The sequence below is a fragment of the Flagellimonas meridianipacifica genome, assembly GCF_003001695.1.
GTDB lineage: Bacteria > Bacteroidota > Bacteroidia > Flavobacteriales > Flavobacteriaceae > Flagellimonas > Flagellimonas meridianipacifica.
Map to the genome: position 1 here is coordinate 276,369 of NZ_PVYX01000002.1, position 20,042 is coordinate 296,410.

The following is a 20,042-nucleotide window of genomic DNA, read 5'->3' on the forward strand; positions in this document are numbered from 1 at the left end:
ACAAAAACCATTTTCAAATGATTGATAGAATAATGACCGCACTTGTTTTGATGGCCTTTTCGTTCATGGGTATTGCCCAACAGTTCAATACAGAAGCGGAAAAGGAATATTTTAAAACTTTGGCCAATCTTTCGCAAGCCTTGCTGAAGCAACAAAACACTGACAAATCAAGCCTAGAATACGGCGGATTGCTGGATCCTGAGAACAATATATATTATACCAGGGCTGCAGAAGCCCTGTATCCTTTTGTCATCATGTATGAACATACTGGAGAGAGGAAGTACCGCAAGGCCGCAATTGATTTGGGAAATTGGCTCATTACCAAACAAGAAAAGGCAGGTCAGTGGATAGAAAATCCGTGGGAATGGGATGGTACTACCGCCGACCAATTGTTGATGATGGCGGCGGCTTATCCTAAGCTAAAAAAATACCTGAGCAAAAAAGAGCGGGGAATTTGGGAGATTTCCATGCGTAAGGCTGGCATGTACCTTGTTGAAAAAATGAGTCCCGATTACGCAAGCATCAACTACGTGCCCACTTCGGCTTGCACTTTGGCCATGCTTTGGCAGAACGTGGCCCGTGAAGATATTTTTTTAAACAAAGCAAGAACACTGGCATGGCAGACCATTGCCAAAATGGACGAGGACCAATTTATACACGGTGAGGCCGCTAGAGTGCATGGAGTGAAATACGGGGTCGATTTAAGCTATCAAATGGATATGTCGCTTTGGGGTTTGACACTTTATGCTCGAATCACGGGCGATAAGGCTGCAGAGGACTACGCAAGAAAATCGTTGGCCAAGGTCATCCATTTTGTATATCCCAATGGAGTAATTGATGGTTCCTGGGGCGCCCGTTCTTATAAATGGACGGGTTATGGCACCAAAACCGCCGATGGTTCACAAGTGTTGTTCAGTCTTTTTGCCGATGAAGACCCTGCATACCAGACCGCTGCCTTAAAAAATCTGGAATACCTGCGCAGTTCCATCAAAAATGGGTTAGTGGGCTATGGCCGTGATGTATGGGCCTTTGCCAGCAAAACAGGTCAGCCTAACCTGTACCCTACGTTTGCACGAGCTAAAAACCTTGCAATGGCGTTGGAGTTCGGACGACATCAGAAGGGGGAGTCCAAACCCTTTCCCGGGCAACAGGGCGATTGGGTAAAATATTTTCCAACCATCAAAGTGGCCACGCTGAGAAAAGGGCCATGGATGGCCACCGTATCCGCTTATGATTACCATGATTACACCAGTTGGGGTGGTGACAAATACCGTCATTTCCCACGTGGTGGTGCTATGCTCAACGCGTATGCCGATGGATTCGGTATACTTCATGCTGCTTCACAGACGAAATATGTTAGGGGCGAAGAGATACACATGCCTCCCATGAAAGATTCCATAGTTCCGTTGACACCTCGTATCGAATTCAGGAATGAAAATGGATATTTTACCAATCTATACGATAACAAATCGAATATTACCATTGAAGAAGAAAACGAAAGTGTTCAAATAAGTACTAGTGGGGAACTATCAGACAGTAATTTTTTGCCTGGGGGCGTGGCCTATCATTATGATTATGACATTAGTGAAAACACTCTTATAAAGCACGTCTCGATTCGATATCATGACCGAAAACCGGATGTTCAAATAGTGGAACCCATTATCTTGAGCGAGGGTGTCTCACTGACAAGGATAGATGCCAGAACCGTTCGGATAACATCCTCAGAAAAAAGTATACTGTTCAAAGTATTGAAAGGCAATGTTGAACTGGTCGTAGGAGAAAATAAAGACAACAATTGGTTTCCCTTTCCAGGATTGTATGCAAATCCCATTACCCTAAAAATAACGACACCGGTAGAAGGTTTTAAGGAAGAAATTTCATTTTCCTATTCCTTTGAGAAAGGATAGTTGTTTTCGAGTTACCATTCTCGACACCAAAAAATATATGGGTTTTAGGGTTTTTCAATTTTGTCTGGATACTTAAAACCTATTCTGCATACAGAACATCCCAAGTGTTCAATTTGTCCAGGGTAAAATACACGGACGAGTTATTCTTTTTTTCAAAGGAAATATCATTGTCGTACAAAATGGATTTCATTGATTGGATGTTTTTGGAAGTATTCCATCGTAGCTCCAAATTTTTTAACACGGTGGCTTTTGGCATGGGTCGTTCCCCTTCATTGTTGACTAAGAAAATGAGGTAGCCCCTACCTTTTTTGAAGATATTGACCATGACCTTTTCATGATTTATAGTTATTACCGGCGCACTGTTGGGAGCAAGGTGCATAATGGCGTTTCTTAGGAGTTGTGAGCTTATGGGCAAACGATGTTCCCAAGCAAATCGCCCGACACGGCCCGGAAAATAAATATGGTTTGCGTTTGCAAAACCAAGCTGAAACAAAGAGGATTGTTTCCTCAAAGAAGCTCGCTCCGGAGGTACGCCCCATTTGTTCTCAGGGGAAAAATTAGGCACCAATGTCATTAAAGGTTGCGCATCACTTTCAATTTTAATGGCCTCCTCTCCGTAGGGAATCAATTTTGTATTGCCAAAGTCCTTAAAAAGCGGATGCAAAGTATCCTCAATGCGGTAATAGGCCCCTACTGGATTGGGCACGGTTTGATACCGTTTCTCTATGTTTAGGGACTGGTCAAAGAACACCTTTTCGCGCTTTTTGCCATTTTCGTCATCAAGGCCCGTTTCAAATGATGAGAGCGTTTTTCCTCCCTTTTTTGCAAAATCAGAAATGATTTCATAAACCGCATTGCTTATCTTTTTTTGGTTGGGCAGTATTAATAGGTCATATCCCTCCAACTTGTCTTTCTTTATATTGTATTCTGAGAGCACGTCAAACTGTACCTGTGCATTGATGAGCGTTTCAAAAAATCCGTATAGTTCGTTCTCTGCTTCCTTAAAGTTCATCACACCATTAAGCACACCCACTTTTGCTTGTTTGATGTTAGCACTTAAATAAGGCTGTATTTTTTCAATTTGACGATTGAAATCACGCACTAGCTCCAACGTCGTTTTATCTTCCATCACTTTGGGGAAACCAGTGGTCGAGGGCAACCAATTACCGCCGTTCGAAATGATTTGGGCCGTCCAAAAATCAAACTCACCCTTGGGTAGTGCTGCATGTCGCCATTTCAGGCCTGGGGCTGTGTTGGTGAGTATCAAAGGGCGTTCGCCATTGTTGTGCGTTGCCCGGGCAAAATTGGTCTCCACTGTAGCTTTCCAACGTGGGTCCTGCATTGACCATCCATCTTTGTAATCATCGCGTGGCTGGGTAGAGTTCACATCACAATATTGACTCATGAATTCAATGGTTTCCCGTTGCTCTAATTTCAAACGCCCGACCAGCACCGTGTTTGGATTCACGGCTTTGATGCCCGCATGCCAGTTTTTCCATGTCTCGTAGTAACTTTTTATTCTGAACTCACTCAATTCTTTTTTGGATCCTTGGGCCATAGATTTGCCATACCATTTCCTGAATAGCGTCCTGGAATATGGGCCATAGGACAGCTTATGGCTGGCAAAGCTGAAAAAGAAGGCATCAGGAGCGTATTTTTTAATAATTTCCTGCATAGCAGGTATTGCTACGGCTTCATTGCGATAAGGGCCCGCCCCATCGGTATCGATGAGCTTGTCGAAGAGCCCTGGCCTTTTCAAGGTGTTGTAACTCGGACTGCCCTCTGAATCAAGCACAAACCATTCGGGGAAGTCCACATAGGTATCTTGTGTGGTCTTGCTCCAATCGGTACGAGCCAATACCTTAAGACCATGCTTTTTGGCTGCAGCATTAAGTTCACCAAATACATCTCGACCTTTCATATATGGATTCTTGTTATGGTAGGGCACCTCTGTAGGATACCATGCATAAATGCCTGCCGTTTGCAACATGATGCCCTCGGCACGAAGAGTATCTTTAGCATAAAGAATCAGTTCTTCAGCATCGATTAATGGGGCATCTTTTACCTGTAGATTGAACTGAAGGAAACGGTGTGGTGCTTTCCACCAATCAATGTTGTTATTGTCTTGTGCCAAAAGCGGTTTCGCTCCCAGTATGATAAGCCATGAGAATAGTGCAATTTTTCGTTTCATTTGTCCCTTTATCGATTAAGTATATGGTCATATGCTTTCGTAGAGGCTTTTATTTACGGCACGCTCAGCAACGATTTCCATTTCTGGTCAAACTTTTTGGCTGCTTCGGGTCGATAAAGCAATGCGTTCAAAGCTTGAACCAGAACCATAAGGGTTTTGAGCGAAAACATCTCGTTTAAATAGATAATCGCCACACTATCCTCACCTAATCCATACAACATCCATACAACGCTTCAGCTAACCACATCCCTAAATGGGAAATCACTTTTGGCAACTTTTTTGACAAAGTGGATTTCATTCATCATCCTATTCTTAAGGTTTTAAATGCTCATGACCACCCTAATACTTTAATCGTTATTGTGTAGATAAAAAAGTTTAGGGTAAAATGGTTCAGATTATTACTTCGCTAAAATTGACCACTTGGATTAGACACGTGATTCGGGTCCTCGGAAGTGTTTTGTCGTGAGGTTGAAGTCGTAGAAGGTTTCATAGGGGTTTAACTTGACCAGAGTATATTCTAAATAAAACAGCATCTTTAAATCTACTTTAGCTCTAAAAGCATTTTTCTATACACACAGAAGAAATAATAAACTACAAAGAAATCGAGACCATTTATTTAATTTTAAAAAGTAGTCTCGATTTAGCCCTTTAAATAAGACATTGTTTACTATTAAATGAAAGTAAACAAAACGAAAAAACCTGTAAATCAGTAATTTACAGGTTTAATGATTTGAAATGGTGTTATTTCAGTGGAGCCGGAGGGATTCGAACCCTCGTCCAAACAAGCAATTGCAAGGCTTTCTACATGCTTAGTTTTTGTTCGGTTTTCGTGGTAAGGCTGACCAAAAACCGCCTACCATACCCTTAGCTTCTTTAGGTTTACGCTCTTACCGAAGCCGTAAAAACGCTATGTTGACTTTTATGGTGCTCCTAAAAAGGTCGCCATCAACAAGGGCTACCAAGGAACATTCAGCTTTCCCGCCTGGCGGGACTAGGCTTGGACTTACTATAATTCAGTCAATTAAGCAGCTAAAGCGTAGTTATTTTCGCCATTTAAAAAGTTGGAACAGAGATTAACGAGCATCGATTCCATAGCTCGGCATGCTTACATTACCATTGGTCTTGCTGTCAAAACCAGTCGGCCCCGTAATGAGTTAGGTAAGCTTTGCTTACCGCAAACGAATTACGTCCTGAACTTGTTTCAGGACCTCATCCTATCTCATTTTTTTATCAAAGAACCAGCGTCACTTCAAGTATCATGCGTGCATGATGTATCGAGCAGTGGGCGTTTGCTCCTTCACCAAGGTTTCGGAGCACCGGGCTTTCAGCTATATCTCTCTGTAACTACTCCGTAGTGAAAGAGAGGATGTCGCCTCTATCCCTAACGCGGGCGCCAAAGTTAATTAAAAGTTTGTTTACCCTTTCCAAACCCCTTATTTTAGGTCAACAATTATACCAAATCACTGATGAAGTTCGGAATCATACAAGAACGCAAAAATCCACCCGATCGCCGGGTGGTCCTTTCTCCAACCGAATGCCAAAATGTCTTAAATCAATTCCCCGACGCCAAAATCAAGGTGGAAACTTCACCCATTCGGGTATTTACCGATGCCGAATACGAAAAAGCAGGGTTTTCCGTCCATCAAAATGTGGAAGATTGTGATGTAATGCTTGGTGTAAAGGAAGTCCCTATCGATGCTTTGATTCCCAACAAAAAATACTTCTTCTTTTCCCACACCATAAAAAAACAACCCTATAATCGGGATTTGCTGTTAGCTATTTTGGATAAGAATATTGAGCTCTACGACCATGAGGTCATAACCAATCCTAAAGGACAACGCTTGGTGGCTTTCGGTCGTTATGCGGGCATTGTAGGGGCGTATAATGGAGTACGGACCTATGGACTCAAATATAGGACCTTCAACCTGCCCAAAGCAGAAACCCTACGTGACCAACAAGCCTTGATAGATGAGCTTCAAAAAATACAATTGCCTAATATCAAAATCTTATTAACAGGTAAGGGTAGGGTAGGCAATGGCGCCAAGGAAATGTTGGATGCCATGGGACTCAAAAAAGTAAATGTGTCAGAATACCTTTCGGATACTTTCAACGAACCGGTGTATTGCCAAATAGATGCTTCGGAATACAACAAACGTAAAGATGGTGTTCGTGGCAATAAAACCGATTTTTTTGCCAATCCCGAGGAGTACAAATCCAACTTCTTTCGCTTTGCCAAAGTGACCGATTTCTATATCGCTGGACACTTTTATGGAGATGGTGCTCCTTACCTCTATACTCGCGAAGATGCCAAACATCAAGATTTCAATATAAAAGTAGTGGCCGACGTAAGTTGCGATATTGATGGTCCCGTGGCTACAACCATAAAACCTAGTACTATTGCAAACCCTATTTATGGGTACGACCCGGTTTCTGAAACCGAAATAGACTTTAAAAACCCTAACGCCATTGCAGTAATGGCCGTGGACAATTTGCCTGCCGAGTTGCCTCGAGATGCCAGCAACGGTTTTGGTGAGGCGTTTTCAAAATATGTGATTCCGGCTTTTTTCAATGGAGATAAAGATGGTATTTTGGAACGGGCAAGAATGACATCGGGTGGTAAACTCACTACAAGGTTCAAATATTTACAGGATTATGTAGATGGTGGATAGTCCGGCACGCTTTACCGATGTGAATAACTTACATGCTCGGCTAAGGTTAATTTTTCTTATATTGTTGCTCCTTTATAGCCAAAGCAGTGAAATTCAACTGGTTGATAACCAAACAAACGGACTCTTCCATCAAAAGAGCTTGTATCGATTTAGAATATCGACTACGACCTAGAATCACCAAATTCTTAATGTCCCGTTTAGAAGCTGAATGCTGTGGCGATTTTACCTGTTTTCATTTCGATGTGGATATCAAGAATCAGTGGATTTGGATTTCCGAAAAAACCCCACAGGACTATATTGAGCGCATTAAGGAAGATTTTGACATCGAGATAAATGGCTCACATCTGTTCTCGGTTGCTTGATTCATATCTTCATGGTTTTCCCAACCTCCGGAACAAGGAAAAACTAACCCATAGGAAAAGACCAAAAGTTATGCTTATCAGCCATGTACTGGTGTAACCCAAACTGATGCTCATTTTTGAGAACAGTGTTGCTGGTTTCAGAAATAAATCCCAAGAATTGAATCGTAGGAATCGTCCCAAATAGATTCCATAACCACTCAAAATGCATATAGCGAATAAGATGAAATCAACTACCTTTTTTGGGAGTTGTTCGGAAAGCAGCTTATTCATATCAAACAAGGACAGTATCCCGAATAATAATCCATTCAAAGCAAAGGCAAATATAATAATGATATCAAGCCAGAATAAATGGGAACCCTTGTGCTGTAGATGAATAAAGTCGGTTATGATGTATGGACTGTTGGGCAAAAACAAAAGCCAACTCGTAAAACCTAGAAAGAACATGATTTTTGATTGCATTGGTTTTACATAAAGAAGGGCCTGTGTTATGGCATATGGGATTCCTGCCAAGAAAAGATTCCATACCAGAAAAAGGAACGGCCCGCTATGTGTAACGTTTATTCGGAAAACAATCAATACAAAGGCAAAGACTACAGATAGTATAAGATGGGTATAGGGTTTTAATGGAGATAAACTGATTTTCATTAGGCTTGTTTTAAGTCAAAAAATGTATAAATAGAATGGCAATGGGATAATTGAACAAGGCTATTACAAATGCAAGAAAGTGTTGCTCAATGTCCTTAGGGTTCAATAGCGTATTTGCAAATACTAGTAGCAGCATGAGAGCATTCACAATACTGGCTAGAACAAAAAAAACCATTGATAGGCCAATCAAGAAATCGGATTGCTTAATAAGTAATAAAAGAAACAACAAGGTTCCTATTGCGAAATAGATGAGGTTGCAATAAACGACAACCCTATTCATTTTATATGTGAAATATGCCATCATTTTTGCCTCGAATTCGCTAGTTGATAATAGGTGTACTCTTGCCAGGTACGTTCGTTTTGTGCCGTGATGAATGTTTTTGCTTTTTCTTCAATACGTTGTTTTTGGTATGAAGTTATCAATGCATCATTCTCAATGGAATAGTGATATAATTGTTGACTGTTGGTATTGCCAAGACCAATGAGGTAATCAAGGTCTGGATTCTCAATATGCTCGATATTGTACCAAGTAATGGCTTTGTCCCAAGGAATGCTAGCACTGATAATCAAGCAATAAAAGGCCACAATGGAATTCGCTCGTAAAAGGAAAATAAAGCTGCGTACCTGTGCTACTTTCAAATATGTTGTAATCAGACCTATTAATGTGAGCAATAGATATACAAAAACACCGATACGTTTGTAGGTAAAGCCCAAGGCTTCCACATATTGATGGTTTTTATACCAAGTAAAGACAACAAGGATGATGTTAAGAGCCACCCAGATATAGGTTAAACTTTTTATGCGTCCGTTCCCTTTATAAAAATTGAGGTCGCCCCTAAAAAAATATAGGATGATCAAAATGGCACAGACAATGGAGAACATGAGAGCATAGACCCCTTCGTGAACCGCTTGGGAATGTCCAGAATTGCTTATCTCTACTGACTTATATAGGTAGATAAAGTCAGTCGTCAAAAAGAATAACAATAGTACGTTAAGTGAAAGGAATATGATGCTCCCCAAGGTTTGCTGGCTTCTTAATTTTTCCAGGGTTGGGATTGAGAATGGTTCCTTGGGCGGATTTAAGTCATTGCTTTGTTGGGCATCTAATTTTATGAGCTCTTTTGGATGGTAAGGGGCTATGATGTGTAAAAAGCATATATATCCTAAAAGTGTAAAAAACAGCCAAGGAATGCTAATAAAACTCAAATTGATACTTCCAATCAAATTGCTGAAAATAGGATTGGCATTCTGGTAAAGAAGGGTAAACGGAACCAATACAATAGCCGCCAAAAGAATCCCTTTAATAGTATCCGTGGTTCTCTTTGACCATCTTTTCTCTTGCTTCTTAGGATTTTTCTCTCGTTCACTGAATTTTAGAATTGATGCGATAATCATATTCACAATTCCTATCAACCCACTTAGATAGAGTGAAGCTTTTGATGTTATGGATTTACCCATAAGAACAAAAAAGCACATGAAATAGATGAATATTTTATAGGAAGTGGGGTCCATAAAGACCATTATGGCAGCAAAAAGGTAGGCGCAGATATAAGGCCATGGTACGGGTCGTTCCTTTCTGACCGAGAGCAATATCAGGAATACAATAATGGAAAGTAAAACAAGGTTGAGACCAAAACTTTTGCTGTACAGTAAAACACTAAAGGAGAGGGCGCCTAAAATAGATTTTATGTGAATATTCATGACTAAATGATTTTATTGGATTAAAAATGCGGATTGGATTTTCCCAAGTGGCTGTTCGAGCATTTTGGAAAAATCGAGGTGATGAAATCTATAGGCCGATTTGCCTTTTTGATATGCTTTTTTAAAAAGCTGGTAACAGTCGGGATATAAAAATGTTCCGATGCCTATGACAGTAAAGAGGTAAAGACTCTTTTTTCCATTTCCCAAAAGATAATATTGCATACTGATTTCTTCCGGCACCGAAATACCGGTGTTGGTCAATACATGAAAAACATCATGGTTTTCCAATTTTGGCTGTATCTCAAAACGGTGTTTTAAAAGAAAAGCCCCCAAATGAAAGCCCAAACTATGCTCAGGATAGTGAACAAGTTCTGTTACGGATATGTTCCAAGCACAGTTCTTTTTTAAGAATTTTTGATAGGGCTTTTTGCTCCACTCATATAAATGTTCTAGAATAACAGCTCTCATTTCGTTTACTTTAAAAGTACTTTGAAATTCAAAGTAAATACATAAAAAATTTTATTTTCCAATAAGCTTTTCAAGTGCGTCAATATGCTTCTTAAACTCTATCTTCCCGAGGGGGGTTGCTGAGTAACGTGTGTTCGGCTTTTTCCCGATAAACTGTTTTTCAATCAAAATATAGGCTTCTTTTTCCAAGGCTTTGGTGTGGCTGGCCAGATTACCATCGGTAACACCCAACAACTCCTTCAAGCGATTGAAATCCGCATGTTCGTTCACCATAAGAATACTCATAATGCCCAGACGTATACGATGGTCAAAAGCTTTGTTTATGTTATTGATTATGCTCACAACCTATCTTCTATCATATTTAAAATACATCAATGTTCCATAGATAATATGACACACTCCAAACCCCAATATCCAGAACCACAATCCGTAACCGATAAAATAAGCAGAAATCAAACCTAATATGATATTCGTAATGCCAAGATAGCGTACATCTCCCAAAGTGTATTTACTGGCATTGAGGCAGGCCATACCATAAAATATCAAAGTGGCGGGAGCAATCAGAACCCAATACTGCAATCGTATGAGCAATAGAATAAAAATACCACCGGTAATCAATGGAATCAGAAAATTCACAAGCAATCTTTTTGAAGAGGCATCCCAAATCTTCTCACCACTTTTATTCGCTTTCTTATACGTCAGTATAAAAGCAGTGATTACAGCAAAAAAAACAACTCCCGCCGCCACGGATAAAATCGACAGCTTTATTTCCTCATAGGTATCAAACGTCCAACTACTTGGATATAAAATCAGATATCCCAAATATCCACCAATAAGTGCATATACTCCAGCAAGTATACCGGAGAGGCCACTTAAGGATATAAACCGTGATGAACGGCTCATCATATTTTTGATTTCTGAGATGTCTTCTAAATATTTTTTTGAATCCATTTTGAAAGTACTTTGAAATTCAAAGTTATAATTTATTTGAATATATTTCACTTTTTTTGATTAAAATCGTTGAACAACAACAATCGACCAGAAAGCAAATGGCAATGAAGAGTTCAGTATATATCAATGCAATTGGAAAATATCTACCAGGCAAACCCATTGGTAATGAAGAAATGGAAGCATACTTGGGTATGATAAATGGGCAGCCATCACGAAGTAAAACCAGAATGCTTACCCAAAACGGAATTAAAAAACGGTATTATGCACTGAACAAGAACCAAGAATCTACTGAATCAGTTGCCGGTATGACCGTTAAAGCAATAGACGATTGTTTTGGTAAGGCCAACTTGAGTCAACAAGCGATTCAATTTCTAAGTGCAGGAACCACACAGGGTGACCTTCCCATACCTGGATTTGCAAGTATGGTTCATGGGGCATCTACCTTACCAATATGCGAAATTACAAGTCACCAGAGCGTATGCACCGCGGGAATGATGGCGATTAAAAGTGCTTTTTTAAACGTTCAATCCGGGCAAATTGAAAATGCTGTGGCATGTGCCGGAGAACTCGCCAGTAGAATGTTCAAGGCAAAACGATTTGAAGGTCAAGATGCGATTACGGAAAAAGGCTCTCTGCCTTTAGATACCGATTTTTTGCGATGGATGCTCTCCGATGGCGCTGGCGCCTTCTTAATTCAGGATAAACCAGATAAAAAAACAATTTCCCTGGAGATTGAATGGATAGACCTTAAGTCTCATGCTACCGATTTCGAACCGTGTATGTATACTGGGATGAATAAAACCAAGGAAGGCGAGCAGGGTCCAAGTTGGATAGACTTTGATAGTTTTAGCGCTGCAGATAGGGCAGGGGCCATTAATCTGAAACAGGATATTCGCTTGGTAAACAATATTGTGGGGCTCGGTGTTCAACACTTTTTCAATTTGGTGGATGCTGGTAAAATCGATACCAAATCTTTGGATTGGTTTTTATGTCATTATTCTTCAGAATATTTCAAGCAACCTATTTTGGACCTATTGCAAAAAGGAGGTGTGGAAATTCCCGAAGAAAAGTGGTTTACCAACCTGCATTCCAAGGGCAATACAGGTTCTGCATCCATATTTATAATGCTTGAAGAATTGTTGTACAAAGCTGACCTCAAAGATGGGCAGCAAATTTTGTGTATGGTTCCGGAGAGTGGTCGTTTCATTACTTCCTTTATGATGTTAAAAGTGGTTGCTCCTTCAGAAACCAAAAAAGAGTTGCCCTTAACTTATGAAGACGAGATTATTGCACCGACCATTGCAACTGAAGGTAGGCCTATACAAGAAAAACTGGTCCGTGGATTAACCTCAGTTTGGGTCGATTTTGAAAAAGAACTACGCCACACACCCATCATCGAAAAAATATATAATGGTACCATTACCCTTGAAGAATATCGTCTTTTGTTATTGAATTTACGGCAGCAAGTGGTGGATGGTTCCCAATGGATAGCGAGGGCCGCCTCAAACGTTAGCATGGAATATTTTGATGTTCGATCATCTTTCATTTCACATTCTAGGGACGAGCATAGAGATTATCAATTGTTGGAAAAGAACTATATCAACTGTGGAGGGGATAAGAATGATCTTTACGCTGGAGAGAAAAATATAGGAAGCGAAGCATTAAGTGCTTACATGTTCCATACAGCAAGCAAACCCAACCCTTTTGATTTGTTGGGTGCCATGTTTATCATAGAAGGTTTGGGAAATCGAATTGCGGGTAAATGGGGCAGGGCTGTCCAACAATTACTAAATTTGACTAAGGAGCAGGTATCCTTTTTTACCTATCATGAAATCAGTGATAGCAATGAAAATCATTTTGAACGATTTGAAAATGCCATCAATTCGGATGCACTGACGGAAGAGTTGGCCAAAAAGATTCTTAAATCCGCCAAGGTGGTAGCAAAATTGTACCGAATGCAGTTGGCAGAAATTGGAAATTACTAAACCCTAAAGCAATGTTGCATAAAAGTGAGTATTTCAAGAATTTGGAGCATGACCCTCGCGACCCCAGTCATTGGCATACCCTTTATCTTGATAAGAGTATCCCCTTTAGTGACGATGCCAAAGCCGCTTTCCTTTACGATTCCAATAGAAAGTCAAGACAGTTTTTGTTGCCCTTTTTAAGGGTTTTCTCAAGACTGTTTATCATCATATTGCAGGTGTTCAAAGTTTTTTCGCCCAACCTCATCAACGCTCCTAAGACCTTGCACAAGTGTTTGTATTTGGGAATGAAATATTGGATTAGTCCGGAAGCGAATTATTTAATATTGAGACACTTTTACTTAGGTTCCGAAATTTTAAAGTTTATTAAGGATAATGTCAAGGGAAGTGAAGAGATTCCTATGAATCCCTTAAAGCCATTATCCGTGCAAGATGTAAAGGACAACCTTTTTTTAGAGCATGATTTAAACCTCTATAATTTCATCATTAATTTGAATAAGGCCATAGCGGAAAAAGGGCTGAAGGTAGAAAAGGTAGCAACTCCAAATTTTGATGCATTGACAGAGGGAGAGATTCCTTTTGAAGAGTTTCGGGATAAATGGACCAATTTTATGGATTTGTCTTCTGCCATTGAGATCTTTACCCCGGTATATCAATTCTTTCTTACGGATAATGATTTTTGGAGGGCCAGTAATTCTTTGCAGTTAGATGAGGTAATTGGAATTTATGCTTCTACGATTATGGATTGTCCGGAAAAGCTTGTAGGGCTTAACAATAAACATCCAATGATTCCGCTTCCAACCTACGGTGCTGCTTTTCGTTTGACTCTTCATGGGCTTTCTACCGAAATTTTACATGCCCTATTGGTGGATGGAAAGAAGTTAGCGCAACAGGGCAAATCAGTGGCATAGTAACTTTAAAATTATGGTGAAACATACCATTTCAAGGTTTTTCTATTTTTAAAACATGAACCCGGCTGAAGAATACATATTGTCAAGGACGGAGCCCTACAGAAGTATATTGTTACATCTTAAGGCGGTCATAGAATCGGTTATTCCCAATGTGGATATGAAGTTTAAGTGGAGCATACCATGCTTTTATGAGGGAAAACATCCTATTTGTTATCTGAATGCCTCGTATAAAGGTAAATATGTAGACATTGCCTTTTGGAACTCTGCCCATTTGACCAAACATGTGGAACTAATGTTCAGTGAAAAAAGAAAAGTGGTTAAGTCCTTTCGCTATAGTAGTTTGGAAGAAATTAATAATGAGGTTTTAATGGACGTACTCAATGAGGCAAGTTCCCTTAAAGAAAAGGGATTTTACAAAAAAAGCTAAAGTTGGGCAACCACCTGTCGTATTGCCACCAAATCGCTAAGTAGTTTTTCCAACAAACTTAAATCCAACATATTTGCACCATCACTTTTAGCATTCGCAGGATCAAAGTGCGTTTCCATAAAAAGTCCATCCACTCCCGCGGCGATTCCGGCCCGTGCCATGGTTCCAATAAGTGCTGGACGCCCCCCGGTAACCCCGGAAGATTGATTGGGCTGTTGAAGTGAATGGGTCACGTCCAGGACTACGGGTGCATACTCTTTCATGGTAGGAATTCCTCTAAAATCGACAACCATATCTTGGTAACCGAACATAGTGCCCCTGTCCGTTATCCAAGCTTGGTCATTTCCGGAATCAGTAACCTTTTTCACTGCATGTTTCATACTTTCCGGACTCATAAACTGCCCCTTTTTCAGATTTACAACCTTACCGGTTTTTGCCGCAGCTACGACCAAATCCGTTTGTCGTACCAAAAACGCTGGTATCTGGAGTACATCCACATATTCTGCTGCTTTTTCGGCATCATTGATTTCATGAATGTCCGTAACGGTAGGAACTTCAAAGGTTTCTGATACCTTTTTCAAGATTTTCAGTGCTTTTTCATCCCCAATTCCGGTAAAGGAATCAATACGGCTTCTGTTGGCTTTCTTAAAACTGCCTTTAAATACATAGGGAATTTTAAGCTTATCTGTAATTTCAACAACCTTTTCGGCAATACGGAGAGCCATATTCTCACCTTCAACCGCACAGGGACCGGCCAGCAAAAAGAAATTATCCTCCGTTGTATGTTTTATCTGGGGAATGCGACTTAACTGCATACGTTTAGTTTTGGCAAAAATACTATTTTGAAAAAGTTTCTGTTATCACTAAGCACCCAAATACACCTACTATGCGAAACTTTATACTTCTTTTTGGGTTTCTGAGCACCCAATTGGCACTGGCCCAGTTTGGGAAAAACTGTGAAGTGCGGCAAATCAAAATCAATATGTTCCACCCCGGTCTTGAGTATGAAATGAGTTTGGGGGTCAATTCAACTTTGGATGCCCGTGTGGCCTATCAATTTTCACTGGACCCATTTGTTGCTGAGCCTATTGAAAATTACAAGTTGTTTCCGGCAATAACACTTCAGAATAGATATTATTACAATTTCGATAGACGGGCCACTAGTGGTAGGCAGATTTATGGAAATTCCGCCAATTATATAGCTCCTTCCGCTTCGGTTTTTTTTGCCGGTGATGATTTTACAGGGGATGATATTCCTAGAAGTACCTTTGCCACAGCAGGTTTGGTCACGGGAATACAAAGAAGTTACAATTCAGGTTTAAGCTTCTCCGTGGATGTTGGTGCGGCCTATTACCTGGGTGAGTTCAATGGAGGGATATATCCAGTTTTTAATTTGAGTATCGGTTGGATTGTAAGTGAAAAAAGATGGTGCGTTGGGCGATAGAGCTTAGAGCATTATTTTTTTTATGGCATCCATATATCCCCGACTGACCCTCACTATTTCTTCATTATCCATGGTCACATCATAACTTTTCCCGTATCTTTTTAGCTCTTTCACTCGGTCCAAATTAATAATGGAGGAACGATGTACTCGTAAAAAAAGTTTGGGGTCCAGTTTTTCTTCCAAATCGCCGATTCCAAAATTGCTTAAGTAAGCCTGGTCATGTGTGTGTACCTTGGAATAATCCCCATAGGCCTCTACCCAAACAATGTGTTCGCACTTTATGGTAATCAGCTTCTTGTTGTACTGAACCAATACGCGACTGGGATACGCCGTATCTTCCATAAAAACGCTCTGGGCCAATTCACCAATTTTCGAAATACTTGAATTCAATCGTTCCACAGCTGTTTTGAAGCGCTCTTTTGTGTAAGGTTTTAATAAATAATCCACCGCATGGACTTCAAATGCTTTCAAAGCATATTCATCATAGGCGGTAGAAAAAATAATGTCTGGAATTTCTTCTAAATGGTTCAATACCTCAAATCCAGTTTTCCCAGGCATTTGAATGTCCAAAAAGACCAAATCGGGCTTAAATCGATTGATTTCATTGATGGCGTCCACACCATTGTTGACTTCTGCAATCAAAACCAAGTTTGGGTAATCTTCAAGGAACTCCTTTATAAGAATCCTACCTGCCTTTTCATCATCTGCAATGAGCACTTTTTTCACAGGGCAAAACGAATTTTAAGCCCTTGGGGCTCATTGTCAAGGATTTCCAAATGGGATTGATACATTTTTTGTAGGCGTAAACGCGTATTGGTCAGACCGACTCCTCTGCCAAAAATACTTTCCTTGTCTTTTATTCCCGCTCCCGTATCCGCTATTTCAAACTTCAATTTTTCTCCATCCTTGAAGATGGAAATAGAGATTTTCCCACCCTTTAATTCGTTTGCGATGCCGTGTTTTACGGAATTCTCAACCAATGGTTGTAAAAGCATAGGCGGGATTTTTTCGGTATATAAATCCGGGGATACATTGATTTCTATGTTCAAACGTTCTTCAAACCTTGCTTTTTCCAGTTCCAGATACTTTTTTACAAACTCAAGCTCTTCTTCCAATGGTACCCATTCTTCTTTAGTGGCTTTTAATTGATAACGGAACAAATCGGACAAAGTAGCAATTAACCTCCTTGTCTTTTCTTGTTTGGGCGGTACTGAAGCATTAATAGTATTGAAGACGTTGTACAGAAAGTGCGGATTGAGTTGGGCTTTGATGGCTGCAAGTTCACTTTTTAATGCAGCTTGTTTAAGTTCTCCTTCAAGCTTGAGCTTTTTCTGATTTTCACGATAATGCTCGTACGCGTGAAAAATACCAAATTGAATCAAATAGAACAGTCCAGGGATGTATAAATCCCATACGGAGCTAGAACCCTCTAAATGAAACCATCCTAGGGCTTCGCTAATCTCATAATAGATTTTCTGCGAACCAAAAATGAAAAAGGGGAGAAAAATTATGTGCAGAACCAATCGTTCCCAAAGCTTTGAGTTTTTTAGGTGAACGAATAGAAACCACCAAATTGGAATAGTAAAAAGGAAGAAAATACAGTACTGCAAAGCACCACCATCAATGAAGGCATAAAGACCAAATAAGGAACTTGATTCTTTGCGAACATCCATAACACTTAACCAAACGGTAAGGTGATAAAAAAAAGCAGACACCATATAAAAGGCAAGGACCATTAAAAGTTCCTTTAAAGTAATGCCCCAAATGATTTTTCTGTTCATGTCGGTTTTTTTGGAAAGATACTTTTAAAACCAGCTTCCTAAATATACATAAAAGTTGAATTGACCTATAGGTCGATGAATGGCCCTTGGACCATTCATGGAGATATGGGTCAACTCGTCGGGTTGCACTTTCAATGTTGTAACCAAATTCAAATTTTTGGGTATTCAATTTTAAATAACGACGATCATGAAAACCATTTTGACTTTACTTTTATCGTTTTTTGCCACATTTTCTTTTGGGCAAAAAATATCGGGAACCCTCAAATCTGCATTGGATGAACCCATTCCATATGCCGCGGTCACCATCAACTCTCCATTGGATTCTTCTTTAGTAAAAGCTACCATAAGCAATGAGGATGGAACCTTTGCGCTGGTTGGGATGCTTCCTAGTGAATACCTATTTAACGTATCTGCTCTTGGATATTCGGATCACAACAAAAAAATAAACTACGTCGGGGGGGATTTGGTATTGAAACCGATAGTAATGACCGAGGCTGCACAAAACTTGGAAGAAGTGACAGTGGTGGCCGAAAAACCAATGGTTCAGGTTTTGGCCGACAAAACTGTTTTTAATGTCCAAAATACAATCAATGCAACAGGCACAAGCGCTTTTGAATTATTAAGAAAAGCTCCAGGAGTTATAGTTGACAACGATGGAGGTTTTATTGTTGAGGGAAAAACCGGAGTACAAATATTCATTGATGGAAAGTTATCCATACTTCAAGGAGAAGATTTGATCAATTTTTTGGAAAGTCTTCAAGCTACGGATATTGAAGCAGTGGAAATCATCACCCAACCCTCTTCAAAATATGATGCTGCAGGAAACGCGGGAATCATCAACATCAAGCTTAAAAAGGATAAGAGCCTTGGAACCAACGGAACCTACAATACTGGAGTGACCACAGGTGATTTTGCGCGATACAATTCTAGTATTAATTTCAACAATCGAGGGAAAAAAGGTAACCTTTATGGTACCTATAGTAATCGATTTGGAAAGACTACAGGATTTATTAACCTGCTTCGGACTCAATCCAATACTCAATTTGATGCCCGCACTACAAGTATTTATGACCGAAATAGTAACAACATAAAGTTGGGTTACGATTATTATCTGGATTCAAAACATACCATCGGTGCCATTTTTAATGGAAATTTTAACAACAGTTTCAACACAAATAATACGCGTACACCCATACGTCCAGCTGGGATTGCAGAGCTGGATAGCGTACTGGTAGCATTAAATCAAGTGGACAATACATCCTATAACATTAATGCAAACATCAATTATAAGTACGCGGATACCTTAGGTCGTAGCCTTAATGTGGACCTGGATTATGGAGGGTACAATAGTGATAGAAATGCGTTTCAGCCCAATACTTTTTTTGATCCTTCGGAGTCCGTGGTTTTTCGGGAAACGATTACCTTCCAAGAAACGCCTATCGATATTGAGATAGGTACAGCAAAAGTAGATTATGAACAAAACTTCCTAAAAGGAAAGTTGGGGGTAGGCTTTAAATTTTCCTATGTGGATACTGATAATACTTTTAACTTTTTCAATGAAATCAATGGGCAAAACGTATTGGACGATACCCAGAGCAACGAGTTTCGGTATACGGAAAATATCAATGCAGGGTATTTCAATTACAATAGAAAATGGGGTAAATGGAACCTACAGTTTGGTCTTCGTGTCGAAAACACGGTATCCGACGGGAATTTAGAAAGTACACAAGAAAATGAAAACAACAGAGTTGAACGAAACTTTACGGATTTCTTTCCATCAGGTGGACTTACGTATCAATTAAACAGAAAGAATCAATTTGCACTGAATTACAGTCGCAGAATCCAAAGACCTAATTATCAATCCCTTAATCCGTTTCAATTTCGGTTGAATGAGCTTTCTTTCAGTGAAGGGAATCCTTTTTTGCAACCTCAATATACCAACAATGTAAAGCTTTCCCATACTTTCAATTACCGATTGACAACGTCCATTAGTTACAGCCGAATTACTGATTTTTTTGCAAGAGTTACCTTGGAAGAAAGTGAAAGTATAAGCAACTTGACTACACTGAATGTGGCAAATCAAGAGGTGTTTAATCTAGGGGTCTCCTATCCAAAAAAACTTTTCTCTTGGTGGGATGTGTATGTGAGTGTAAATGCTTTCATCAGTGATTACCAAGCTACCAGTCCTGAGTTTTTACCGGTTCGGCAAGAAACGCTCAACTTCTACGGTCAGAATACATTTACCTTACGCAATGATTGGAGGTTTGAGGTTTCGGGTTGGTATAATTCTCCTTCAATCTGGGGCGGAACCTACCAAACGGATTCCTTAGGGTCTTTAAACGCCGCGGTACAGAAGAAGTTCATGGATGGGCGCTTTACCGCCAGATTGGCTGTGAATGATATTTTGTTTACTTCTCCATGGAGTGGAATTACCCAATTTGGTGAATTGTTCATAGACGGTAGTGGAGGCAGCGATTCCAGGAGAGTCGCCTTCGGATTGACATACGATTTTGGAAGAAACGAGATTAAAAAGTCCAGAAAAAGAAAAACTGGCCTAGAAGATGAAAATAAACGTATTGGCAGTTAAAAGTTTGGTATGAAGT

The 20,042-nt window shown here is 39.9% G+C and carries 18 protein-coding genes and 1 other RNA gene; 8 read left to right on the plus strand and 11 right to left on the minus strand.

Annotated elements, in window-relative coordinates; translation table 11 throughout:
• Positions 1-17: 17 nt before the first annotated feature.
• Positions 18-1,907, plus strand: a complete 1,890-nt coding sequence (locus tag CLV81_RS11035) for an ulvan lysase-like protein (RefSeq protein WP_146129884.1) — start codon at positions 18-20, stop codon at positions 1,905-1,907.
• 79 nt (positions 1,908-1,986) lie between these two features.
• On the opposite strand, the gene CLV81_RS11040 is transcribed toward CLV81_RS11035, so the two are convergent.
• From CLV81_RS11040 to ssrA, 3 genes are all read right to left on the minus strand, one after another.
• Positions 1,987-4,098: an alpha-amylase family protein gene (locus tag CLV81_RS11040; RefSeq protein WP_106145191.1), complete on the minus strand. Its 2,112-nt coding sequence runs from the start codon at positions 4,096-4,098 to the stop codon at positions 1,987-1,989.
• 53 nt (positions 4,099-4,151) lie between these two features.
• Entirely contained in the window at positions 4,152-4,319 is a 168-nt protein-coding gene (locus CLV81_RS20580; protein ID WP_158259116.1) for a hypothetical protein, read from the minus strand.
• A gap of 526 nt (positions 4,320-4,845) precedes the next feature.
• Positions 4,846-5,244, minus strand: a transfer-messenger RNA (tmRNA) gene (gene ssrA, locus CLV81_RS11045).
• Between the two features lie 320 nt (positions 5,245-5,564).
• Between ssrA and CLV81_RS11050 the strand changes: the two genes are divergently transcribed.
• Both CLV81_RS11050 and CLV81_RS11055 read left to right on the plus strand, forming a co-directional pair.
• Positions 5,565-6,767 carry an NAD(P)-dependent oxidoreductase gene (locus tag CLV81_RS11050; RefSeq protein WP_106145192.1) on the plus strand — a complete coding sequence of 401 codons (1,203 nt, stop codon included), beginning with the start codon at positions 5,565-5,567 and terminating at the stop codon, positions 6,765-6,767.
• Positions 6,768-6,868: 101 nt separating this feature from the next.
• Complete coding sequence (locus CLV81_RS11055; protein ID WP_146129885.1) at positions 6,869-7,129, plus strand: hypothetical protein; 261 nt, start codon at positions 6,869-6,871, stop codon at positions 7,127-7,129.
• A 9-nt stretch (positions 7,130-7,138) separates the two neighbouring features.
• Here the strand turns inward: CLV81_RS11055 and CLV81_RS11060 are convergent, their stop codons facing one another.
• The 5 genes from CLV81_RS11060 to CLV81_RS11085 form a co-directional block, all read right to left on the minus strand.
• Positions 7,139-7,774, minus strand: a complete 636-nt coding sequence (locus CLV81_RS11060; protein ID WP_106145194.1) for a DUF1361 domain-containing protein — start codon at positions 7,772-7,774, stop codon at positions 7,139-7,141.
• A gap of 300 nt (positions 7,775-8,074) precedes the next feature.
• Positions 8,075-9,475: a DUF4153 domain-containing protein gene (locus CLV81_RS11070; RefSeq protein WP_106145196.1), complete on the minus strand. Its 1,401-nt coding sequence runs from the start codon at positions 9,473-9,475 to the stop codon at positions 8,075-8,077.
• A gap of 12 nt (positions 9,476-9,487) precedes the next feature.
• On the minus strand, positions 9,488-9,943 hold the full coding sequence (locus CLV81_RS11075; protein ID WP_106145197.1) for a hypothetical protein: 456 nt from the start codon (positions 9,941-9,943) through the stop codon (positions 9,488-9,490).
• Between the two features lie 51 nt (positions 9,944-9,994).
• Positions 9,995-10,285: a winged helix-turn-helix domain-containing protein gene (locus CLV81_RS11080; RefSeq protein ID WP_106145198.1), complete on the minus strand. Its 291-nt coding sequence runs from the start codon at positions 10,283-10,285 to the stop codon at positions 9,995-9,997.
• A 3-nt stretch (positions 10,286-10,288) separates the two neighbouring features.
• Positions 10,289-10,894: a hypothetical protein gene (locus CLV81_RS11085; RefSeq protein WP_106145199.1), complete on the minus strand. Its 606-nt coding sequence runs from the start codon at positions 10,892-10,894 to the stop codon at positions 10,289-10,291.
• A 104-nt stretch (positions 10,895-10,998) separates the two neighbouring features.
• Between CLV81_RS11085 and CLV81_RS11090 the strand changes: the two genes are divergently transcribed.
• Genes CLV81_RS11090 through CLV81_RS11100 form a run of 3 tightly spaced genes read left to right on the plus strand, consistent with a single transcriptional unit; the run spans position 10,999 to position 14,214 of the window.
• A complete protein-coding gene (locus CLV81_RS11090) occupies positions 10,999-12,879 on the plus strand; it encodes a beta-ketoacyl-ACP synthase III (protein ID WP_211298006.1) in 1,881 nt (626 codons plus the stop codon).
• An 11-nt stretch (positions 12,880-12,890) separates the two neighbouring features.
• A complete protein-coding gene (locus tag CLV81_RS11095; protein ID WP_106145200.1) occupies positions 12,891-13,787 on the plus strand; it encodes a DUF6999 family protein in 897 nt (298 codons plus the stop codon).
• 55 nt (positions 13,788-13,842) lie between these two features.
• Entirely contained in the window at positions 13,843-14,214 is a 372-nt protein-coding gene (locus CLV81_RS11100; protein WP_106145201.1) for a DUF1801 domain-containing protein, read from the plus strand.
• Here the strand turns inward: CLV81_RS11100 and kdsA are convergent.
• The gene (gene kdsA, locus CLV81_RS11105; protein ID WP_106145202.1) at positions 14,211-15,029 is read right to left on the minus strand and encodes a 3-deoxy-8-phosphooctulonate synthase; all 819 of its coding nucleotides are present in this window, start codon (positions 15,027-15,029) and stop codon (positions 14,211-14,213) included. The two genes, CLV81_RS11100 and kdsA, sit on opposite strands and share 4 nt — an antisense overlap.
• A gap of 71 nt (positions 15,030-15,100) precedes the next feature.
• On the opposite strand from kdsA, the gene CLV81_RS11110 reads away from it, so the two are divergent.
• Positions 15,101-15,658, plus strand: a complete 558-nt coding sequence (locus CLV81_RS11110; RefSeq protein ID WP_106145203.1) for a hypothetical protein — start codon at positions 15,101-15,103, stop codon at positions 15,656-15,658.
• Between the two features lie 3 nt (positions 15,659-15,661).
• Here the strand turns inward: CLV81_RS11110 and CLV81_RS11115 are convergent, their stop codons facing one another.
• Together CLV81_RS11115 and CLV81_RS11120 are read right to left on the minus strand one after the other, a co-directional pair.
• Positions 15,662-16,384 (minus strand): LytR/AlgR family response regulator transcription factor, encoded by a 723-nt coding sequence (locus CLV81_RS11115; RefSeq protein ID WP_106145204.1) that lies wholly within the window; start codon positions 16,382-16,384, stop codon positions 15,662-15,664.
• Entirely contained in the window at positions 16,381-17,439 is a 1,059-nt protein-coding gene (locus CLV81_RS11120) for a sensor histidine kinase (protein ID WP_106145205.1), read from the minus strand. The genes CLV81_RS11115 and CLV81_RS11120 overlap by 4 nt, the downstream gene beginning before the upstream one ends.
• A gap of 187 nt (positions 17,440-17,626) precedes the next feature.
• On the opposite strand from CLV81_RS11120, the gene CLV81_RS11125 reads away from it, so the two are divergent.
• A complete protein-coding gene (locus CLV81_RS11125) occupies positions 17,627-20,026 on the plus strand; it encodes a TonB-dependent receptor domain-containing protein (protein WP_106145206.1) in 2,400 nt (799 codons plus the stop codon).
• Positions 20,027-20,042 lie beyond the last annotated feature (16 nt).

Excerpts from the sequence above, each read along its gene's own strand:
- CLV81_RS11040 (WP_106145191.1), bottom strand. The coding sequence starts at position 4,098 with ATGAAACGAAAAATTGCACTATTCTCATGGCTTATCATACTGGGAGCG.
- CLV81_RS11095 (WP_106145200.1), top strand. The coding sequence starts at position 12,891 with ATGTTGCATAAAAGTGAGTATTTCAAGAATTTGGAGCATGACCCTCGC.
- CLV81_RS11060 (WP_106145194.1), bottom strand. The coding sequence starts at position 7,774 with ATGAAAATCAGTTTATCTCCATTAAAACCCTATACCCATCTTATACTA.
- kdsA (WP_106145202.1), bottom strand. The coding sequence starts at position 15,029 with ATGCAGTTAAGTCGCATTCCCCAGATAAAACATACAACGGAGGATAAT.
- CLV81_RS11090 (WP_211298006.1), top strand. The coding sequence starts at position 10,999 with ATGAAGAGTTCAGTATATATCAATGCAATTGGAAAATATCTACCAGGC.
- CLV81_RS20580 (WP_158259116.1), bottom strand. The coding sequence starts at position 4,319 with ATGTTGTATGGATTAGGTGAGGATAGTGTGGCGATTATCTATTTAAAC.
- CLV81_RS11085 (WP_106145199.1), bottom strand. The coding sequence starts at position 10,894 with ATGGATTCAAAAAAATATTTAGAAGACATCTCAGAAATCAAAAATATG.
- CLV81_RS11125 (WP_106145206.1), top strand. The coding sequence starts at position 17,627 with ATGAAAACCATTTTGACTTTACTTTTATCGTTTTTTGCCACATTTTCT.
- CLV81_RS11070 (WP_106145196.1), bottom strand. The coding sequence starts at position 9,475 with ATGAATATTCACATAAAATCTATTTTAGGCGCCCTCTCCTTTAGTGTT.
- CLV81_RS11075 (WP_106145197.1), bottom strand. The coding sequence starts at position 9,943 with ATGAGAGCTGTTATTCTAGAACATTTATATGAGTGGAGCAAAAAGCCC.
- CLV81_RS11050 (WP_106145192.1), top strand. The coding sequence starts at position 5,565 with ATGAAGTTCGGAATCATACAAGAACGCAAAAATCCACCCGATCGCCGG.
- CLV81_RS11120 (WP_106145205.1), bottom strand. The coding sequence starts at position 17,439 with ATGAACAGAAAAATCATTTGGGGCATTACTTTAAAGGAACTTTTAATG.
- CLV81_RS11110 (WP_106145203.1), top strand. The coding sequence starts at position 15,101 with ATGCGAAACTTTATACTTCTTTTTGGGTTTCTGAGCACCCAATTGGCA.
- CLV81_RS11035 (WP_146129884.1), top strand. The coding sequence starts at position 18 with ATGATTGATAGAATAATGACCGCACTTGTTTTGATGGCCTTTTCGTTC.
- CLV81_RS11100 (WP_106145201.1), top strand. The coding sequence starts at position 13,843 with ATGAACCCGGCTGAAGAATACATATTGTCAAGGACGGAGCCCTACAGA.